Consider the following 19,329-nt stretch of genomic DNA (forward strand, 5'->3'; position numbering starts at 1 on the left):
CCCGCTTCTTTCGCTGCGTACATGGCGGTGTCCGCGTCGCTGATTAACACATCAGGCGATGGAATCAAGGCGCTATGTACCGCGACGCCTATACTGGCCGAACAATGAATTTGCGGTTCTAGTACGATGCTAGAGAGCTGTTCAAGCATGCGTTCAGCGATGCGCTCAAGATCATAGCGATGGAAGTTGCGTACGATTAGCGCAAACTCATCACCACCCATTCTCGCTACAAAATCTGTATCACGGCTACAATCTTTTAAGGTATTTGCAACCGCTCGAATCATCTCGTCACCTTTGTGGTGGCCGTAGGTATCATTGATCGATTTGAAATCATCTAAATCAACAAACATCACACCAAATTGATGGCTGTTGTCATGAAAATTAGCAAAGCATTTGGCGAGCTCTTCTTCAAATGCATGCCGATTGTGCAAGCCGCTCAAAGTGTCGTGGCGCGCAAGCCACGCTAATTCAGTCTCAGCTTCGATGCGCCCCGAAATGTCTACGGCAATCGATAACACTTGGCGTGAGCCTGTTTTTTGATTGATTAAAGGGGCGTGGCGCCAAGCCAGAAAACGGAGGTGTTGGTCATGTGTGATAACCGCAGCTTCGTGCTGAAATTCGCCGGAATCTGATTGTGAGATGTCTTTGACATGCTTGATGATTTCATCAAAGTTTTCGCTCGGGTCTAAGAGTTTTGCGAAATGCATTCCATTGAGTTTTTCTTGCGAGAAACCAGTTATTGATTGCGTGTAGTGATTTGTTTGACGGATATAACCATCGCCATCTTGAATAATGATGGCTGCGTGCATGGTATTGAATAACTGATTTACAAAGTCACGTTCAAGCTCTAACTCGCGACCTCGTTTTTCGAGTTCACTCGCACGGGTTTCGAGCTGCTCGCGCATGCTTTCTAACTCATCACATAGTCCCGATGCGGTGATACGTAGAATGTCTGCTTCGTCATTGACGAAGCGACTCGCACCCAGTTTATCGAAGTCTTTTTTAGCTTGCGCATAATTGCGGCTAGCCAGCGACGGAAGAATGTTCGTTGTGCGACGCAAGCGTGTCATTGGTCGCCAAAGCACCAAGAGTAATAAGCATTCCGCAACGATAAGACAAATCATCAGCATCCACCGCATGTTGGCAAGCGTGTGTTCAACAATCGCTTTTCCTTCGCTTACATCACGAATAGTTAGCAAGGTATTTTCGCCTAGTTCAAAGCTACGCATGTGGTAGGTTCGATCATTGACCTCAATGAAGTTTTCTTTGGCGCTAAGATCACTAAAGCGCAAGTCCGCTAGAGCTAGATCGATAATGTCGCGCGTTAGGCTTGGGTTAGTCAGCGCAACAAGGTTATGGCTCCATTCAGGTAGATGCTCGACATAGGTGTAGCGTTCATAACGTTCAGATAACAAGGCTGTATTGATTTCGTTAATCTGATAGAACTTTAAAAGAACATTGGTCAAAGGTTCGCTCAGCGCGACGACACCCACCACATCGCCCTCGTAAAGAATAGGGGCGCCAGCGACAACATAACACTGCGCATTGCACTGCAGTCGCCAGTCATGCTGTTCTTTTCTGAGAATTGATTGCGCGAAGATCTGCTCGTTCATTTCGGCTGTTGTTGAAAGCTCAAAACCTTGTGCGTCGTAGAGCATGACTTTATCGATGCCGTATTCAATTTGCAGATTCCAGCTGAGATCAGATAGCGCATTTTCAATGGATTGACTGTTTTCAGTTGCCAATAACTTCGCGAGACCTTGGTTCCGTGCGGTGAATAAAGACAGCTGCGATATCTTTTGGCCTTCGACATCTAGCAAGGCTTGAAATTGTTTTTGATTGCGCTCGAAGATTGTATTCATCGCCACGTTGAACTGACTAGATGTCGCATTAGTGAGGACCAATAAAACAAACACAAACAGCACCGCTAGTACGAGGCTAGTTAGGCCGAAAGCTTGCCACTTAATGCTAAATTGTGGTTTTTGTGTTTGTTTCAATGCGGTAGATCCTTTTACCAGCGGTAGGCAATTTGCAGCATGGCTGCGTGCCAATATCGATTGCGACTGATGTTCATGTTGTCGCGGTTAAATAAACGAGACCATCCGTCTATGTAATGCAGTTCGCCTCGGATGAGCCAATCTTCGCTCGGTCTCCATGTTTGACCGATGTTAACATCTACAAAGTGTCCGCGTGGATCAGCAAAGCTGACATCGCGTTGTTTGTTGTAGTCATAACGTACATAGGTTTCGTGTTGATCACTCCAGCGATATAAACCTTGAATATAAAACGACTCTTCATAACCAAGGTATCGAATCGTATTTTGCGTATATTGCTGAATTACACCTGGGTAGGTGGCATTCAAAGACGTCAATGCTGAAGATCCCGCGATTGTCTGGGCTAGATCTAAATTAATGTTCGACTGAAACTTATGACGCGAGTATTCAGCGGTCACAGCCCATTCAAAGGCGTTGTATTCTAATGAAGTCAGAACTGTTTCGGAATAGAACGAAGAATCATCTGCGTAAATTTGCACATTATTCAAGTCAGGTGATCCAGGCAATATCGCATTTGCTGGCACGTTAATTAAGGGGTTGAGGTCGATCGTATATTCGGGTCGATAGTAAGTGATGGCAGCGCGCCAACCATTGAACTCTGAACCATAAGCAAGTTTTGCCAATAAACCTGAATCGCCCTTTAAATTACTTGGCTCAAGTTGCGAAGCTTCTTGCGCCTCATCCATATCGGTTACAGGTTGGTTGTAGAAGACTTGAAAGCTAAGCGCATTTTCACCCAAAGACTTCGACCAATGCAGCTCAGCACCATCTGCAGAGTAGAAGGAATTACGCGTCTGATCGTAGTACACCGATTGCGGCATGATCACACCTGTGCGGGTATGAGGAATATCGCGGGTTTCATTGTAAAAGCCGAAAGAGGAACGAATTCGTCCTAAGCGGGCTGTTAGTTGGCTATCTTCACTGCGATAGAGCGGATGACTCAAAAATGCATAATCAACACGTAAGTCGTTGCCGCTTTTCTCACTGACTTTCCGTCCGAGCAATTGCCCAGAAAAACGTAGGTCTTTATATACTTTTGTTGAGAATAGAGCGCCGGCTTCCCACATATCGACAGAAGCTTGGTCATCAGATTGCGCTAAAAAGTGATGGTCGCTCGAATAGATGAGGCTTTGACTTAAAAAGCCTTCAACTTGGTTTTGGCTAAACCATTGCTCGGCTTGTGCAATGTTTGCCAACGCAAACAAGCTGCTAATGTACGCGAATGGCTTTAATATTTTCATGGTCGTAGTCTTGTTGGATGTAACCGATCGCACCAGGAGTGTTTGCAATGGTTTGGATCATTTCTTCTTTTGAGGATAAAGCAACAGGCGCTTGCCCAGTGCCGGAATAAACGAGACGCTGCCAGATGGCGTCAAGCTGCCTTGGGAAGACTCCCAATACTTGCTTGCAGAATGCTTTATGTGTTTTCTGATCTTGGCTCAGTACGTAGACTTGTACGCGTTGCCCGTCCGACCATAGACGCTTTTTCATTGTAAAGATCGCTCTTACTTCCTTGAGCTGCAATTCGTTTCTGTCTACCGAGGCATGACCAATGACAGTAATGGCATGTGTTGTAGGAGAGAAAACACTGAATCCTATCAATGTTCCTAATATCAATACTCGCCAGTACCGCCGCACCTTTGTTGTAAGTCGCACGGTAGTTTTACTTTTATTAGTTAGAGTTGTTTTATCGTTTTGCTGTGTATTTATTCACTATAGCAAGCTCATACAACTCTACTGCGCAGTGTACAAGAAAATACAAAACGTTACGTCAGGCTTTTTTTAGGAATTTTGTATGAGAGTGCAACAAGTCAGGCAGGGTTAAGAAGCTTGATTATACTAGCCGCCATCAAACTTAATTAGGTGGACAGTGGCTGTGTTTGTTATTCGTTTAATCGCTTTATATTTCACCGTCGTGATGCTGTCTGCATGCGGACACAGCGACAGCTCTAGTCATGATGACCATAGTGGCCATAACAACACTCACAACAATAGCCAAGGACATGATGCTCACCATGAAGAGTCACACAATCATGAGCATCGCGCGGAATACACCTTTAAAGACTCCGAGTTCCCTCGTTCAGGCCTATTCCTGAACTCCATAATGAAGATCCCAAGATCGCTGCCTTGGGCGAGAAGCTATTTCATGATCCTCAACTGAGCAGCGACGGCACTGTCGTATGTGCGAGCTGTCATATTGTAGCGCTCGGTGGAGATGATGGTTTAGTAAAATCTCTAGGTGTTGCGGGTGCTGAGGGTGATGTAAATCCACCTTCAGTGCTAAATGTAAGCCTGAATGCTCGACAGTTCTGGAATGGTCGCGCTCGAGATTTGCGCGAACAGCTGCAAGGGCCTATCCACAATCCTATTGAAATGAACAGCAATTGGGATTTAGTTGCTGAGCGTCTTAGATCAAATCAAGATTACGTAAAAGCTTTCGCCGATGCATTCAACGCAGGTATCACGCAGAAAAACATTGAGGATGCATTACTAAGTTACGAGCGTACTATGGTCACGCCGAATAGCGATTTTGATGCGTTTATACAGGGTGATGAACTTGCGTTTACTGAACCTGAATTAAAAGGCTTCGAATCATTTAACGACTTGGGCTGTGTGTCTTGTCATCAAGGAGCAAATCTGGGGGGTAACTTATACCAACGTCTTGGTTTGTTTCACGACTATTTTGCGGACAAAGAGCAGATACATGAATCGGACTATGGTTTATACCTAGTAACTGGAGACGAAAAAGACCGTTATAAGTTTCGTGTTCCTGGCCTAAGAAATGTTGCACAAACAGCCCCTTATTTTCATGACGGAACATCTCCGACCTTGCATGATGCGGTAAGCAAAATGGCCTATTACCAACTCGGGGTGAGCTTAGACGTCAACACTGTTGAGAATATTGTGGCGTTTTTGAAAACGTTAAGCACTGAGCCGCTAAATGTCGCGGATTCAAGTCATCAAGAGCACGGTTCTGAGGCACAACACGATGATGTTCATGATCAGGAGCATCATCAAATGGATGAGATACCACCTAAAGAGCATGAGCACGAAGAACACCATGATCACGCTCGTCAAACACAGCCCATGAAGCCAAATCTGTATGCGAGTCATCGTCATATGCCGGCGGAGAACGAATAATGAAATTCCCCTCAAGTCGCTCGTTAACCAGTCTCGGTGGTGTTGTGGCATTTGTATTGATTGCCGGAATACTTGTGTTTATGGCGCGGAGCCAAGATGTGCGCGCTTTGCTAGCTTCTTGGAATGGCTTCAATGCAGATCAGATTGGCATCTATAACCAACTTGTGAAGCTTCAATCGGCAGGTGAACTTAATTACGATGAAGTCTCGATGAGTTTATTTGAAAGTGCCAATCATCAGCAAACGTATCGCACTGATCTTCAGCAGTATTATCCGTATATCTCAAATGAATTCGATGCTGGTTTAGCGCAAGATTTTCGGCGCTTTGAGTCCAGTGTTGAAGACTTCAAAACACAATTGGCTCTGACGCGAAATTCCACGCGTTTCTTAATTCAATGTAAAACTGAACTGCTATCCCAAACGAATCTATCTGATGCTGGTAAGCACAAATTAGAGCTCGATATTATTAATTTTGCTTTGAAGCCGACGCCTTTTGATAGCGGCGCAATTGATAGAGCGCTCATCCAAACTTCTGCGACGTATGTTGGTGACGACGCCTCACTGGAAGCGTTTAAACAGCATAAGCAAAAAGTCTTAGAAGGTTACAGCGATACCTTAACTTTAATCGATCGTATTGATGGTCTCATTTCGGTATCAACCTTCAACACCGTAGCGCAAAAACTCGAAAATGAATTGGCGGTATATAGCCGCTCTGTGAACGGTTTTGCCGTGTCGTTGATCGCATTAATTCTGGCATTGTTGGTGCGCGTGGTGATGTTGTCGCGTCGTGCTGAGAACGCTGTGAAAGAGCTATCATTCGTCGAATGAAGAGTTTGATGTTGAGGAAAAAACCTATGACTTCTCAGGACGTCGCGTGTTATTGGTTGATGATAATGCAATCAACCGGACTGTTGCTGAGTTAATGCTTGATACGGTTGGTGTCGAGGTGATTATGGCTGAAGATGGCAAACAAGCCGTTGATACCTTAAACGAACAGTCGATTGACCTTGTCTTTATGGACTGTCAGATGCCGGTCATGGATGGCTATGAAGCTAGCCGAACGATTCGTCAATTAAGCAATCCGCTTAAGCGTAATGTGCCGATTGTTGCGATGACCGCAAATGCGATGAAAGGCGATAAGGAGATGTGTTTAGAAGCAGGCATGGATGATTATATTTCTTAGCCTGTCGAAGCACAGTTGCTCCATGAGCTGATGAGTAAATGGTTAGATCACACGCATTCAGAAGGAATTGCCGCGCGCGATTAAGCTAATCTAGCGGGAGAGTTATATTGGGGTCAGAGTAAAACGACTCTGACCCCAGATTTTCAATCTTAATTAAAGATTTAGTTCTGCAGGAAGCAATACGCGGTCAATCGGATGGATACGACCATTACTTGTTAAGATATTTCCAGCACGTAAGATCAACTCTGGATCTGCGACACGTGTTTCGATATCGCCAAGTGTGCGGCCATCAGGTTTGATGACTGGACCAAGCACGGTATCGATTTCATCCGCAACAAGAAGGTCTTTCAAGGTCAGTGCAGTGTCACCGGCTCCTACCGTCACGTGATAGGTAATGACGGTCTCAAGTGCTGTTGCTAAATCTAGCCCCGTAAGACCAGGTAGCGCTGCAAGCACAACGTCAAGAGCTTCTTGCTCTGTGCTCACATTAACACCTAAGTCTTTTACAAGCTGGATGAATGCAGCGTCAGTCGGCGCGAATACCGTTAGGCTCGGCACGGTGCTCAAGATGTCAACTAAGCCTTCGCCAGCAGCTTTGCCTGCATCAACTGCAAGAATACCTTGCAGCAAAATATCAAAGTCATTCGGATTGCTATCGACGCCTTCAAGTGAGCTGACTGCGATAGCTGTGCCTGCGATAGTTGGGAGATCACTTTGTCCTGCCGCTGGCAGGTCGAGTGGAATAAGTACGCGATTGATGGAGTGCACGATACCATTGCTTGCTTTTGTACCACGCTTCCAGAATGACAGTTTAGGATTCTTAAATTCTGGGTCGTTATCTATGAGCTGAAGTCCAACAGGTAAGATGCTAGCACCATCAAGTAGGGTTGGTACTTCGCCGTCATATATGACGCTGAATTTAGAACGTGATTCAGGAGCAACATGGTAAAGCAGAATGTTACGCAGAATATCGATGGCTGCATCTTCGTCACCGCCAGTTAATCCTAGCAGTGTGGCGAAGATCGCGTTGAATGCGCCCTCTTCGCTATTCCCTTCATAGCCGAAGTCACGAGCCAAGCGCAAAAATGCAGCGTCACTTGGTGCGAATACTGTTACGTCGATCTTTTCGCTGGCAAGTGTTTCAGCAAGACCAGCTGCTTGAACCGCGGCTAATAAGATATCGTTATCATAACGGCGATGATCGAAGCCATTGCCACTCTTAGCAACGATTTCGGTAATGGTAGGTTTAGGTTTGTCGGCGCCTCCAAATTTGAAGAACGACCAAGCGTTTGCCGATACAGAAACGGTAGACGCAACCACGCCTGCGCAAAGTAGGCGCAAAGCTTTTGAATTTTTCATTGTTAACTCCTATCTAGCGAGAAAGTCCGATTTTTACTGCTTCGATTTTCGGGCTGCCAAAGCAGTCCAGATAAGAGTGGCCACTCAACACAACTAACGTTGATACGAGCCCTTACGTGTTTACTTTTTGTTCGGTTTAGTAAGTTTATGTATTTTGTCGAACTAGGGTGAAAACTGAGAACTGAGCAGGATAGAGGCGGATAGGGTAGATCTGAGGATACTGAGAGATAGGGATTGGGGTCCGAGTACTAGTACTCGGACCCCAATGTTGGAGGTTTAGTCAAACCATCCGCGCGTTTTATTGACGAATGCAACCAGCGACAACATCACTGGAACTTCTACCAATACACCTACAACCGTTGCAAGGGCTGCTCCAGAGTGTAAGCCAAAAAGTGAAATGGCGACTGCGACGGCAAGTTCAAAAAAGTTTGATGTGCCAATTAAACATGCGGGTGCGGCAACATTATGCGGAAGCTTTAAGGCTTTTGCTGCGCCGTAACCGACGGCAAAAATGAAGTAGGTTTGAATCAAAAGTGGGATTGCAATCAACACAATCGCCAAGGGTTGGTTCAAGATAGTTTGCGCTTGGAAGCCAAACAACAATACAACAGTGGCAAGCAGGCCGGTGACTGACCAAGGTTTTATATGGCTCAAGAACTGCTCTAATTTTTCATGGTTGTCGGGTTTATCGAGCTTCTTGCGGGTGATAACGCCTGCGACTAACGGAATGACGACATAGAGTAATACCGAGAGTAATAGTGTTTCCCACGGCACAGTAATGTCACTCAGGCCAAGCAAAAATGCGGCGATTGGCGCGAAGGCAAAGATCATAATGAGATCGTTTACAGACACTTGAACCAATGTGTAATTTGGATCGCCCTTCGTGAGTTGGCTCCATACAAACACCATGGCGGTACAGGGTGCAACGCCCAGCAATATCATTCCCGCGATATATTCGGAGGCAGTTTGAGGGTCAACCATGTCCGCGAAGATGACTTTAAAGAACAGCCAGCCAAGTGCAGCCATTGTGAAAGGTTTAATCAACCAGTTGATGACAACTGTCAGCACTATACCTTTGGGTTTTTTACCGACCTCTTTGACGGCACTAAAATCGATTTGCACCATCATCGGATAGATCATGAGCCAGATAAATAAGGCCACAGGTATATTCACATGGGCATATTCAAATCCGGCAATCGCTTCAAAAGTGGAGGGTGCGAGCACACCTAACAATATTCCTGCACCAATGCTTAAGGCGACCCAGACGCTAAGGTAGCGTTCAAAAATTCCCATTGTAGATCCTTTTAGAAATTTGAATTAAGCCAAAGACTCTTTTATTTGAGCGATAAACGACTCGCGATCACTTGTGTCAAAACTGAGCATTTTCTGGACGCGCGCTTCGATCTCTTTAATGCAGGCATCAAAGGCTACTTTCTGATCTTCCTCGCTGCCTTCAATTTTTGACGGATCTGCTAGGCCCCAGTGCAGTTTCACTTGTTTCCCAAACCAAACTGGGCAGGCCTCTTGCGCTGCTTGATCGCACACGGTAATCGCGATATCGATCCCTTCGTCTAATAAGTCTGGTGAGAACTCATCCCAAGATTGGCTTTTTAAGCCTTCGGTTTCATAGCCATGCTCTTGCAAATATTGAATGCTCAAGGAGTGAACTTGGCCGCTAGGGCTGCTTCCTGCGCTATAGGCTTTTAACTTCTGATCACCGAGTTTATTGGTGATTGCTTCACTAAGAATGCTGCGACAACGATTATGAGTGCAAATGTAGAGAATGGAGATCATGGTGCTTCTCAAAGACGAAAACACCATAGTATAGAGCAAATTTAATGACAGTTTTATTGCTAGGTGGTTGTTGTTTGCTCGGAAGCAAGGCTGAAGAAGCTTAGCTCACCTAAATGCGGATAATAAGCCTCAAGGTCGATAAAAATTGGGCGTTTGTTTTGTCCACTTTTTAAATGCGTTGCAGAAATTTGCCGCGTCTGAAAAGCCCAATTCGAAGGCAATATCTTCATTGGTAAAGTCGCCTTGTTGAAGCATTGCGATCGCAATTTGGCAACGAATTTTGCCCATCAAGGTATTGTAATTTAGACCGATCTTTCCAAGTTTTCGTCGGAAGGTGCGTTCACTCATACACATGGCTTCGGCAATGGCTTTGGAGTTAGGGTAGCTATCGCCGTCATTTCGCACTAAGCGGTCGAACTTGTTGACCAATGCGAACTCATCTTTCAGTGTTTGCATAAGTTGATTCAGTTGCTCAATGCTGTCTTTCAATTCATGCTTTGCACGGTAAGCGTATGTGAGCTCTTGTTTAAGATGAGCAAGGTCCACTACCCATTCATTGAATTTTGCGTCATCTTCAATCTCGCAATCAAAGTGACTGCGATAGAAGGCTTTATCCGCCTCTGTAAGTTTTAGAACGAATTTTAAAGCACGTGTTTTAACTGGACTGCCCGTGATCTCGCGCGAGACGGCTTGCATGCCGCCGATCGTTAACTCGAATATCATGTGCAGTAAACGCTCACTCAGTCCTGATACGTTTACAAGCCGATGGGTCAGTTCTTCTTGATCTTGGATAATCGTGAGATCAGTAAAGCTGCCTAGCAGCTCGTAATAGCTGTGTGAGATTTCGAGTGCATCATAGAGTGATGGTGCATGACGAAAAGCGGTTCCCAAAATACCGAAATTTGCGAGTGAATATTCGCTCGCGACATGAATACCCAAACCAATCAAGAATTGATCTTCAACCACACGTGATAAACCATCAAGGGCAATGTGTGAGGGTATGAATGGCTCATTGAGCAAAATGTCTAGTTCTAACTCTTTTTCGAGATGTTCACACCAAGCAGTTTGTCCCTGTCGCTTGAGTCGTTTGAGAATGAGCGAAAGCTCAAAGCTCGGATAGTTTTGATCACCTAGGCTAGCTATTTGCTTGAATTCAATGTTTTGTTCTGGGCTTGCTATCGACATCGTTATTACTTTGCTCACATCCATGAATAGACTAAATACTAAACCGCTTTTTATGTGATCGCCAACGTAACTCTGTTATCCATTTCCCACTTCTGATTCTGCAATCGCTTGCGTGTGTGCAAAGCGGCCAATTTTCCTTTTTTGAGAGCTTTGAGCTCAATAAGGGGGCATTGTGTTGGTGAAATCGGCAAAGCTGTTATTTTCTGCCCTCTTCAAATCTGGCTTTTTCGTTTTAACTGCTCGCGTGGCGTAGTTCGCAGTTGATGCCACATTACTTTTTAATCAATTAATAACTGTGGTGAAAACAATGATAAAAACGAAATCATTTTCTTCGCACGTCATTAAAACAACATTAGGCCTGTCGCTGGCAGCAGGTGTGTCTTTAGGCGCACATGCTATTGGTATTGAGGATGTTGTAAATGGTGGAAATGACTTTGCTTGGGAACAAGTGGAACTTCCGGGCACGAAGTGTAGTGACGGATCGCAATACAAGTTTTGGGTTTATGACAATCCGAATTCTAATAACCTCGTTATAAGCTATGAAGGAGGCGGTGCGTGTTGGGACTACGAGAGTTGCTCTGGTGCACTAGGTCTGCTTGGTGCATCAAACCCGAATGGTCTCTCCGATAACTATATTTATGAGACGAAGGCTAAATTCGTTTCGCCCATTATGAACGGTAACGATCCTGGTTTACCTTTCCGTCGTCGTGAGAATTTGGCAACAAATGGATGGGATGCCGCCTACATGCCGTATTGCACCGGCGATGTACATGTAGGTAATAATGTTCAGGTGTATGACGACCCGACGGGTGTGAATCCACCAATTACCTTCCATCATAATGGCTATGCAAACTCGACTGCGGCCTTGGACTTTCTAAATACGCGTCTAGGCACAATGAACAAAGTGATGATTACGGGCTTCAGTGCTGGTGGTGTAGCGTCTTCGGCGCTTTATCATGAAGTGCGTCAGCGTTTAGACTTCACCAAAGGCTATATGCTGAATGACTCAGGACCATTGTTCCCAGCACCCGATTCGAGCTACAACTCGCGTCAGTTGCACGAGACAATCATTACGTCTTGGGACATGCCTACTGTGCTTGCGAATATGCCTGCTTCATTCAATATTGATGATATGGGCACGGCAAATACCGCGGCGGCAAACTTGTATCCGCAAGATTCATTTGCTTATACGGCTTACAGCACCGACTTTAACTTCTCGCGATTCTCTTATGAGCGTTTCTTCCCGAACATGGATTACAACTCTATTTTGGCGAAGTGGCAGGAAGATCATCAGATCTTGATTGCGCAAATGAATACCTTGCCAAACTATGGCTACATGATTCCTTGGAATCGTCCAATCAATGATAGCCACTGTTCAACCATCGTTACCTTCATAGGCTCACACGCTTGCCCAAGTATTCGTAAAAAACGCTGGTGGGAGTTCCCAATAGGCCAAACGTGGAAGTGCCCAGGTACGTTCTATGGTATGGCGGCATTTCTTGATGCCTTCGTTGCGGGTGCAACATGGCGTTTAGTTGAACCATACAATAACTACAACAACGAAGATCCTGGTTGTGGTATCTACTGTCCATTGATCAGTGATGCGATCTAGATTCTGAGCTTTATTTCCACAGAGTAAACCCAGATAAAAGTCCTTTCCTAGTGCAATGCTAGGAAAGGCAATACACAAAACTAAGAACAACAGAACAATTAGGGTGACACGATGAGAACAAGTATAAAGTTAACCTTCATGGCAAGCGTATTAGGGGTATCAGCCGTTGTTGTATTAATGAATCAGGACGATACCGTTGATCCGAGTTTTTTACCCGTGACAGAACAGGTCCCAACGCCTTCTCCAAATCCAGACTCGCATGATGAACGCGTTTCAGGTGTTCAAGGCAGCTATCCCAAGTATTTAACGACAGATACAGTGATTGCCGGTGATGTTGAAATGCCGCCGCAAGATTATGATCCTGAGTTGGCTTATGATGCCAAAATGGAAGCATGGTCAAAGGTCGATCTTGATGTCGTACGCGAAGCCACAACAGATAATTTATATTGGACCATGGCTGCTCAAACTGACGACCCTTCAATCGTTGAGGCCCGAGAAGCGAAGCGCGCTGAGTTAAAAGCGATTGAAACGAAAATGATGGCACGTCACGCCAGCGAACAGGAAATTCGAGACTACTACGCCTATCAGGAAAAACTATCAGAAGACTATGTAATTGTTTTGACCGAGATCTTAGAGCGCTATGGGAATGTGCTCCCAGAAGATGATTATGCAGGGCAAGCTTTAGCGCGAACGATGCACTTGAACAAACTTCAGGAAATGCCGAACAAAATCTCGCGTGCACTTGAGCAGCGTCAAATATTCATCGATCAGAAGCAGGAATGGATGGCGGATAAAGACGCATATAGAGCTAAACTAGAAGCGCAAGCTGAGGAGGCGAATCGCGCACTCGGCAAAATATAATAAAAGAGTATTCTTATGAAAGGCTCTATTTTTCTGTTTTTAAGCGCCTGCGCTTCAGGTGCTCTATATGCTTTTGCGAATGTCGGGTTTGGGCTTTGGTTACTCGCCTTTGCTTGTTTTGTTCCTTTGTTGCTAGCGCTTGAAAGATCCAAGCGCTTTTATTCTTCTGCGCTCACTGGCTTTGCCATGGGCAGTGTTCTTTATTTCGTTGGGTATTCTTGGCTTCTCGCGCTTAGTGACGGATTTATTCGGGGCGAAGACCATACCGGAAGCTTGCTTTGGCTAGCTTATGGATTCGTCATCGCCTTGCATTTTGCTGTGTTTGCGCTGCTCTACGTCGCGATGCGCAGACTCAATGTCGGGATATTGCTGTCTTCTATGGCTGCTTTGCTCATCATTGAATTCACGCAAGCGAATCTGTTTCCTTTTTACTTGGGTGCATCACTCGTTCGGGCGCCATATCTAGCACAAGCTGCTGATCTTGGTGGCGTCTATTTGCTCAGTGCATGTGTGATCAGTGTAAATGCATGCTGTGTTGTATTGTTGCAAGAGCGTCGTTTCACATCCATGAAGTCTATTGCGAGTACGGTAGGCATTGTGGGAGGTTTATATTTTTATGGGGTTTATCAAGTTCAACAGGAAGAGTCTTTTGTCGCAGAGCCTCAACAACAAATGTCTATTGGGCTTGTGCAAAGTGATATTTATGGCATGTCTCGTCCTGATCAACGTGCAACTGCGCATCAGCAACATCTAGCCTTTAGTCGCAGTCTTATCGCACAGCACGAGATTGATTTGTTAGTTTGGCCTGAAGCGGCATACGGCCGAGCAATACAAGGTACTCTGCCGGTGGATGCTCAGCCTATTCAACAAGATCTTGATACGCCAATCGTTTTCGGAGCCACGCGATTATCGGTCAAACAGGGGCGTTTAAGTCCGCATAATGCCGTGTTTTTAATTGATGAAAATAACCGAGTGGCGAGTCAGTACAGTAAAAATATACTGATTCCTTTTTCAGAATATTTGCCATTCGAGACCATCTTGTCACAGCACGAATCGTTCGTTGCGCAGGTATTTCCGGAATACTCACGTTTTGAAGCGGGTGATTCCTTAACGGCGCTGACCTTTAAAGGACGTCGTATAAGCACACCTATTTGTTATGAAACCGTGATTCCTGAATTAGTGCGCGAGATGGTGGCAAACAATCATGCCGAATTGATTATCTCTGTTGCTAACGATAGTTGGTTTGGAATGAGTAAAGAGCCATACATTCATTTGGCGATGGCCAAATTACGGGCTATCGAACATCGGCGGTGGTTTGTGCGTGCAACGAACGGCGGCATTAGTGCGGTGATAAATCCCGCGGGTCGCGTCGTGAATAATGTGCCTTTAGGTGAAGAGGGTGTTCGCGCCTCTATTGTTGATTGGCGCTCTGAACAGACCCTATACACACTTTACGGAAATTGGTTTGTCAGTGTCGTCATGGGCTTAACCTTACTCACTCTTTTGACTCGCGGCGCCATATTTCGCGTTAAAAAATCTTCTGAACTCGACTTTAAACAGCGTGCTTCATTGACCAAATAGTTGATAAGACTTAGGGAAATGTTTGAGCGTGCTTGCGTAGTTTAGAAGGCTGCTGGCCGGTCCACGTCTTGAATGCTCTACGAAACGTAGAGCTATCGCTAAAACCTATTCGCTCTGCGATTTCACTAATGGTGTAGTTGGTGTTCTTGAGCAGGTTCACAGACTTTTGCTGTTTAAATTTATTAAGCGTTTGTTGATAGCTGGTGTCTTCCTTAGACAACTTACGATGCAATGCGCTTTTCGATAATTGAAGTTGTTCTGCTGCTTGATCAATGCAGGGTAGGTTTGGAATGTGTTGGTCAAATAGCACAAAGAGCCTTTTCTGAATTGAAATCCGTTTTTCACACTTCTTTATCGCATCGTTGCACTCAGCGAGTTTGCACCGGTGGATTGCAGGGTTGGCCGTAAGAATTGGGTAGCTTAGGTAATTTGAATCAAATTCGGCACTCAGGGTGTTTTGTTCAAAATGTATTTCACATTGAAAATAGTCTTCATATATTTTCGAATGCCAAGGCTTGTCAAACGGAAGACTTACGCAATTGAATCGAAGCTCTTTCCCGCAGAGCCAAGAAGACTGTTGTTGAATAGTGCTAAGTAGTGCTTCGCAGATAAAGTGTTTTAGTGCTTCCGGTTGCTTGGAGTGATGCGTGACACTGAGTTTCAGGTTATGCACATTTGTGCTTGTTGGTTCTAGCTCAAATAAGCAGGGCACGCCGAACAATAAACGGAAATGATTTAAGTGGTTGAAAGCGTCTTCGAGTGTTTCGCTCGTCATCAACAACTGCCCAAAACCATCTGCTGCGATGACACTAAGTTGCTGTCCATAGGCGAGCCCGATGCCGGCTTCAGCGTCTAATAAGTTGGTGCTTAGACATTCAGTGGTTTCTAATAAATCGATCTTTCCCTGTGGTTTCTCGAGTGCGATGCGCAACGCTTCTGACGCAACGAAAGGAAGGTCGTGTTGTATTAAGGTCTGTTTGAAAAGCTTGATAAAGAGTGTGCTGATCACTTTGTCATCACACCGATGCTGTAAGTGCGTCCCTGTCGACACAATGCTGTCCTCACTCTATTACGATTCTTGTTTTGAACTGCACGAGCCCTACAACAAGCGCAACATCTCGGACGCTTAGGAGACCAAAATCCTATCTCTTTGGAGATGAAAATACAAAATCATTATGTCGTTTGTGTGAGCGAGTAAAAAATATAGTTTCAGTGCGTGTTTAAGGTCGAATATTTCAAATTTTGGACTACGGTTACGCCCAATATAAAAAATCGTTAACCTTAGGCTGAACGTTTATGCATCATTTACACGCAGGGCGTCTGTTAGATGTTCAACAGCGCATCATTTCTCTTATTGCTTTAGGCGGGCAATGGGCGGAATGTTTGGAGCTCATCGCGACAGAAATAGAGCGACTGATTCCGCGTGAAGATGCGTATTGCTCCATTCTCTTTCTGGATGGGAAACATCTACGCCATGGTGCAGCACCTAGCATCAGCAAGGAATATTCCGAGGCGATTGATGGCGCAGAAATCGGCCCTAATGTTGGGTCTTGCGGAACAGCGGCCTATACAGCGAAGAATGTGAATGTGTCGAGTATCGAAACGGATCCACTCTGGGCTGATTACAAAGGCTTAGCCTTAGGCGCGGGACTACGGGCATGCTGGTCTGTCCCGATTATGGCGAGTTATGGCTCAGTGCTTGGCAGTTTTGCCATTTATTTCGGCCACGAATGTGAGTATGACGCAGATCTTGTTGATCTGATTGAGCGCTTTTCTCATCTGGCAGGTTTAGTTCTAGAGAAAAAAATCAACGAAGGGAAATCAAGTCAGCTGCATAAAGCCTTACAACATAACAGCCATCGCTTTGAGAGCTTTGCTAGGGCGATGCCGGATCTAGTTCTCGTGTTCGATGAAGATGGCTATTACGTCGATATTTATGGCGGTGAGATGAAATCATTAGTCTTGCCTGCCAATATGCTTCTTGGGCAGAAATTGTCAGACATCCTCCCTCCTGCAATTAGCACAGCTATGCTCAATGTTATTCATGAGTGTCTCGATCAACAGAAACGTATGGTGTATGAGTATGAGCTAGATGTTCAAACGGGAAATCGTATTTTTGAAGCACGGGTTTCTCCTATTCCTGTTTACGATCTAGATCAGCCTGAAAAGGGGCATGTGATTTGGGTCGCACAAGATGTGTCAGAACGTCGTAAGGCCGATGATACGATCCGAAAGCTCTCCTTTTATGATTCGGTAACGAGTTTGCCAAATAGACGTTTGCTAAAAGAACGTTTGGGGATGCAAGCGAGAAAAGCAAATAGCAAAGGCTTGTTTGGCGCTATTTTATATGTCGATTTGATCGATTTTAAACGTGTGAACGATTCAGTAGGAATGTCTGGTGGTGATGCTCTGGTGGTTGCGATCTCAAAGCGTATCGGTGCGGTCTTGGATCATCGGGATTCTCTAGCGCGTATTGGTGGCGATGACTTTGTAATCTTACTTGATGCGATGAGCGATTCTCTAAAAACGCTGACGCGCGACACAACGAGTATCGCGACGAAAGTACTGTCGGTATTCGACAAGCACTTCAAAGTGGCCGATAAACTGCTAAGAGTTTCAGCGAGAGTTGGAATCAACGTTTTTGGCGGCGAGAACGTTGTCCCTGAAAAATTGATCAATCAGGCTGAGTCTGCGATGTACCGAGCCAAAGAGCTCAACGAGCGCGTCGTGTTTTTTGATGAGACGATCCAAAAAAACCTGATCGAACAACTCCACCTAGAATATGACTTAGAGCATGCGCTGAATAACGAAGAAGTGACGGTGTACTACCAACCTCAAGTTGACAAAACAGGACGTGTGAAAGGCTTCGAAGCATTAATGCGTTGGGAGCACCCAGAAAAAGGTTTTATCTCTCCAGTTGAGTTCATTCCATTAGCAGAAAAACTCGACATCATGCCGCAACTACAAGAACTGGTTTTTCGTCATGTGTGCAGTGTAGTGAAGGTGATGGAGCGCGATGAAAGTATCGCTGAAAACTTCAGAATCGCGGTTAATATCAGTGCTTGCCAGTTTATAAAAGATGATTTTGAAAAGGCCGTGACCTCGGTATTAAGCCGCTATGAAGTCTCTCCAGAAAGAATCACCATAGAGATTACCGAAGGGACTTTACTGACTGAAATAGACGTTGCCATGCGACAGATGAAGCGCTTACAAAGCTTGGGCTTTGATTTGTCTATTGATGATTTTGGTACAGGATATTCGTCCTTAGCCTATTTGCAAAAACTTCCCGTCAATGAGATCAAAATCGATAAGCGCTTTGTTGACGAACTCGAGCATAGCGATGCCGGACGCAGCATCGTTGACGTGATTATCTATTTGGCCAAGCAGTTATCGTGTCGAATCGTGGCAGAAGGTGTCGAAATTGAAAGCCAACTTCGTTATCTTCTTGATCAAGATGTTGATCTCATACAGGGGTATTTTGTCGCTAAACCGATGAGCTTAGAAACGCTTCTGGTATGGCAGCATAATATCGGTCAGCACCTGCCTAATAGCATGGATTTTGATCGATCTCTTAACCAAATGTTACGCAGAGGGACGTAAAGGCTCTAATGCATCGCGGCACAGAGTTTTTAAAGCCTCGATGCTTGAGATACGCGGATAGTTAGGGCGAATTATCAACGCAATACTGCGATGTGGCCCGGGTTCATTGAGATGCACTGCCGCAAGATCTGGGTTCTGTTTGATCAGTTGCTCCAGCGCCATTTCTGGCACGAGGGTTGAGCCTAATCCACCCGCTACCATTTGCACCAGAGTATTTAAACTCGTCGCGCTGAAACCGTGTTCTGCTTGCCAAGCTGATAGATGACAGGCATCGAGAATATGGTCTTTTAAACAGTGACCTTCTTTCAAAAGCATGAGTTTTGACTCATCAACGTTTTTACTACGAATTTCTTTAAGACCAGCCAGTTCATTGTCTTTTTGTGTAATCCAATAGAAGTCTTCTTCCCAAAATTCGAAAGTGAGTAGACCATCGCAAGGATAGGGAAGGGCAAGAATCGCTGCGTCTATTTCTCCTCGGCGCACTTTGTCCACGACGACGTGCGATTGTTCTTCAATTACGCGCAGGTCAAAGTTTGGGTGCTTGGTATTGATCTTCTTTAATAGGTTGGGGAGTAAGAACGGCGCAATGGTTGGAATGAACCCAACAGACATAGGAGCGCTGAGAGGCGCATCATTCAATGAACCCATCGCTTGTAGGTCTTCTACTTGAATTAAGATCTTCTCGGCTTGTGCTAAGAATTCTTCGCCCGCTGGTGTAATGAGCACCTTCTTTGTATCACGTTCAAAAACCTTCATGCCGATTTGGCTTTCTAATTCGTTAATTGCCGTAGTCAGCGCTGAAGGGCTGACATTGCATTCCTCCGCAGCTTTTTTGAACTGCATGGTGCGTCCAACTGCGCGTGCATAATTGAGTTGTTTAAGAGAGATCATTGTATTCCTCGCGCGGCGTTTATAATTCAAAAAAACTAAATTAATAAATAAATTTATTCAAATTTACCG

At 45.1% G+C, this 19,329-nt stretch carries 17 protein-coding genes; 8 read left to right on the top strand and 9 right to left on the bottom strand.

Annotation, left to right across the window (positions count from 1 at the left end):
• The 3 genes from A3762_RS14235 to A3762_RS14245 all read right to left on the bottom strand — a co-directional run.
• A partial coding sequence (locus A3762_RS14235) for a diguanylate cyclase domain-containing protein (RefSeq protein WP_068756161.1) occupies positions 1-1,997 on the bottom strand: 1,997 nt, incomplete at its 3' end.
• Between the two features lie 14 nt (positions 1,998-2,011).
• On the bottom strand, positions 2,012-3,295 hold the full coding sequence (locus tag A3762_RS14240) for a hypothetical protein (RefSeq protein ID WP_068756163.1): 1,284 nt from the start codon (positions 3,293-3,295) through the stop codon (positions 2,012-2,014).
• The gene (locus tag A3762_RS14245) at positions 3,264-3,656 is read right to left on the bottom strand and encodes a hypothetical protein (RefSeq protein ID WP_156493469.1); all 393 of its coding nucleotides are present in this window, start codon (positions 3,654-3,656) and stop codon (positions 3,264-3,266) included. Before A3762_RS14245 ends, A3762_RS14240 begins: the two co-directional genes overlap by 32 nt.
• A 268-nt stretch (positions 3,657-3,924) precedes the next feature.
• Here A3762_RS14245 and A3762_RS26530 point away from each other — a divergent pair, with 268 nt between their 5' ends.
• From A3762_RS26530 to A3762_RS14260, 4 genes are read left to right on the top strand one after another with little or no spacing between them, the layout of a single operon-like run.
• Positions 3,925-4,215, top strand: coding sequence for a hypothetical protein (locus tag A3762_RS26530; RefSeq protein WP_156493470.1), 291 nt, complete (start codon positions 3,925-3,927; stop codon positions 4,213-4,215).
• On the top strand, positions 4,182-5,195 hold the full coding sequence (locus A3762_RS14250) for a cytochrome-c peroxidase (RefSeq protein ID WP_068756165.1): 1,014 nt from the start codon (positions 4,182-4,184) through the stop codon (positions 5,193-5,195). Before A3762_RS26530 ends, A3762_RS14250 begins: the two co-directional genes overlap by 34 nt.
• Positions 5,195-6,022, top strand: coding sequence for a DAHL domain-containing protein (locus tag A3762_RS14255; protein WP_068756167.1), 828 nt, complete (start codon positions 5,195-5,197; stop codon positions 6,020-6,022). Before A3762_RS14250 ends, A3762_RS14255 begins: the two co-directional genes overlap by 1 nt.
• A 46-nt stretch (positions 6,023-6,068) precedes the next feature.
• Entirely contained in the window at positions 6,069-6,377 is a 309-nt protein-coding gene (locus tag A3762_RS14260) for a response regulator (protein ID WP_068756169.1), read from the top strand.
• A gap of 153 nt (positions 6,378-6,530) precedes the next feature.
• Here the strand turns inward: A3762_RS14260 and A3762_RS14265 are convergent, their stop codons facing one another.
• The 4 genes from A3762_RS14265 to A3762_RS14280 all read right to left on the bottom strand — a co-directional run bounded on the left by A3762_RS14265 (position 6,531) and on the right by A3762_RS14280 (position 10,715).
• A complete protein-coding gene (locus tag A3762_RS14265; protein ID WP_068756172.1) occupies positions 6,531-7,736 on the bottom strand; it encodes a fasciclin domain-containing protein in 1,206 nt (401 codons plus the stop codon).
• A 276-nt stretch (positions 7,737-8,012) separates the two neighbouring features.
• Complete coding sequence (gene arsB / locus A3762_RS14270; RefSeq protein WP_068477903.1) at positions 8,013-9,029, bottom strand: ACR3 family arsenite efflux transporter; 1,017 nt, start codon at positions 9,027-9,029, stop codon at positions 8,013-8,015.
• A 24-nt stretch (positions 9,030-9,053) separates the two neighbouring features.
• Positions 9,054-9,530, bottom strand: coding sequence for an arsenate reductase ArsC (locus tag A3762_RS14275; RefSeq protein WP_231878818.1), 477 nt, complete (start codon positions 9,528-9,530; stop codon positions 9,054-9,056).
• A gap of 129 nt (positions 9,531-9,659) precedes the next feature.
• Positions 9,660-10,715: an AraC family transcriptional regulator gene (locus A3762_RS14280; RefSeq protein ID WP_068756182.1), complete on the bottom strand. Its 1,056-nt coding sequence runs from the start codon at positions 10,713-10,715 to the stop codon at positions 9,660-9,662.
• 307 nt (positions 10,716-11,022) lie between these two features.
• On the opposite strand from A3762_RS14280, the gene A3762_RS14285 reads away from it, so the two are divergent.
• The 3 genes from A3762_RS14285 (at position 11,023) to lnt (ending at position 14,769) form a co-directional block, all read left to right on the top strand.
• Positions 11,023-12,327, top strand: a complete 1,305-nt coding sequence (locus tag A3762_RS14285) for a pectin acetylesterase-family hydrolase (RefSeq protein ID WP_068756184.1) — start codon at positions 11,023-11,025, stop codon at positions 12,325-12,327.
• A 111-nt stretch (positions 12,328-12,438) separates the two neighbouring features.
• Positions 12,439-13,188, top strand: a complete 750-nt coding sequence (locus A3762_RS14290; protein ID WP_156493471.1) for a hypothetical protein — start codon at positions 12,439-12,441, stop codon at positions 13,186-13,188.
• A gap of 15 nt (positions 13,189-13,203) precedes the next feature.
• On the top strand, positions 13,204-14,769 hold the full coding sequence (gene lnt / locus A3762_RS14295; RefSeq protein WP_068756189.1) for an apolipoprotein N-acyltransferase: 1,566 nt from the start codon (positions 13,204-13,206) through the stop codon (positions 14,767-14,769).
• Positions 14,770-14,779: 10 nt separating this feature from the next.
• Here lnt and A3762_RS14300 read toward each other — a convergent pair whose 3' ends face one another.
• The gene (locus A3762_RS14300) at positions 14,780-15,820 is read right to left on the bottom strand and encodes an AraC family transcriptional regulator (protein WP_068477912.1); all 1,041 of its coding nucleotides are present in this window, start codon (positions 15,818-15,820) and stop codon (positions 14,780-14,782) included.
• Positions 15,821-16,065: 245 nt separating this feature from the next.
• On the opposite strand from A3762_RS14300, the gene A3762_RS14305 reads away from it, so the two are divergent.
• Entirely contained in the window at positions 16,066-18,369 is a 2,304-nt protein-coding gene (locus tag A3762_RS14305; protein WP_068477913.1) for an EAL domain-containing protein, read from the top strand.
• Here A3762_RS14305 and A3762_RS14310 read toward each other — a convergent pair.
• Positions 18,352-19,260: a hydrogen peroxide-inducible genes activator gene (locus A3762_RS14310; RefSeq protein WP_068477914.1), complete on the bottom strand. Its 909-nt coding sequence runs from the start codon at positions 19,258-19,260 to the stop codon at positions 18,352-18,354. The genes A3762_RS14305 and A3762_RS14310 overlap by 18 nt on opposite strands.
• Positions 19,261-19,329 lie beyond the last annotated feature (69 nt).

This window comes from Oleiphilus sp. HI0125, from assembly GCF_001635355.1.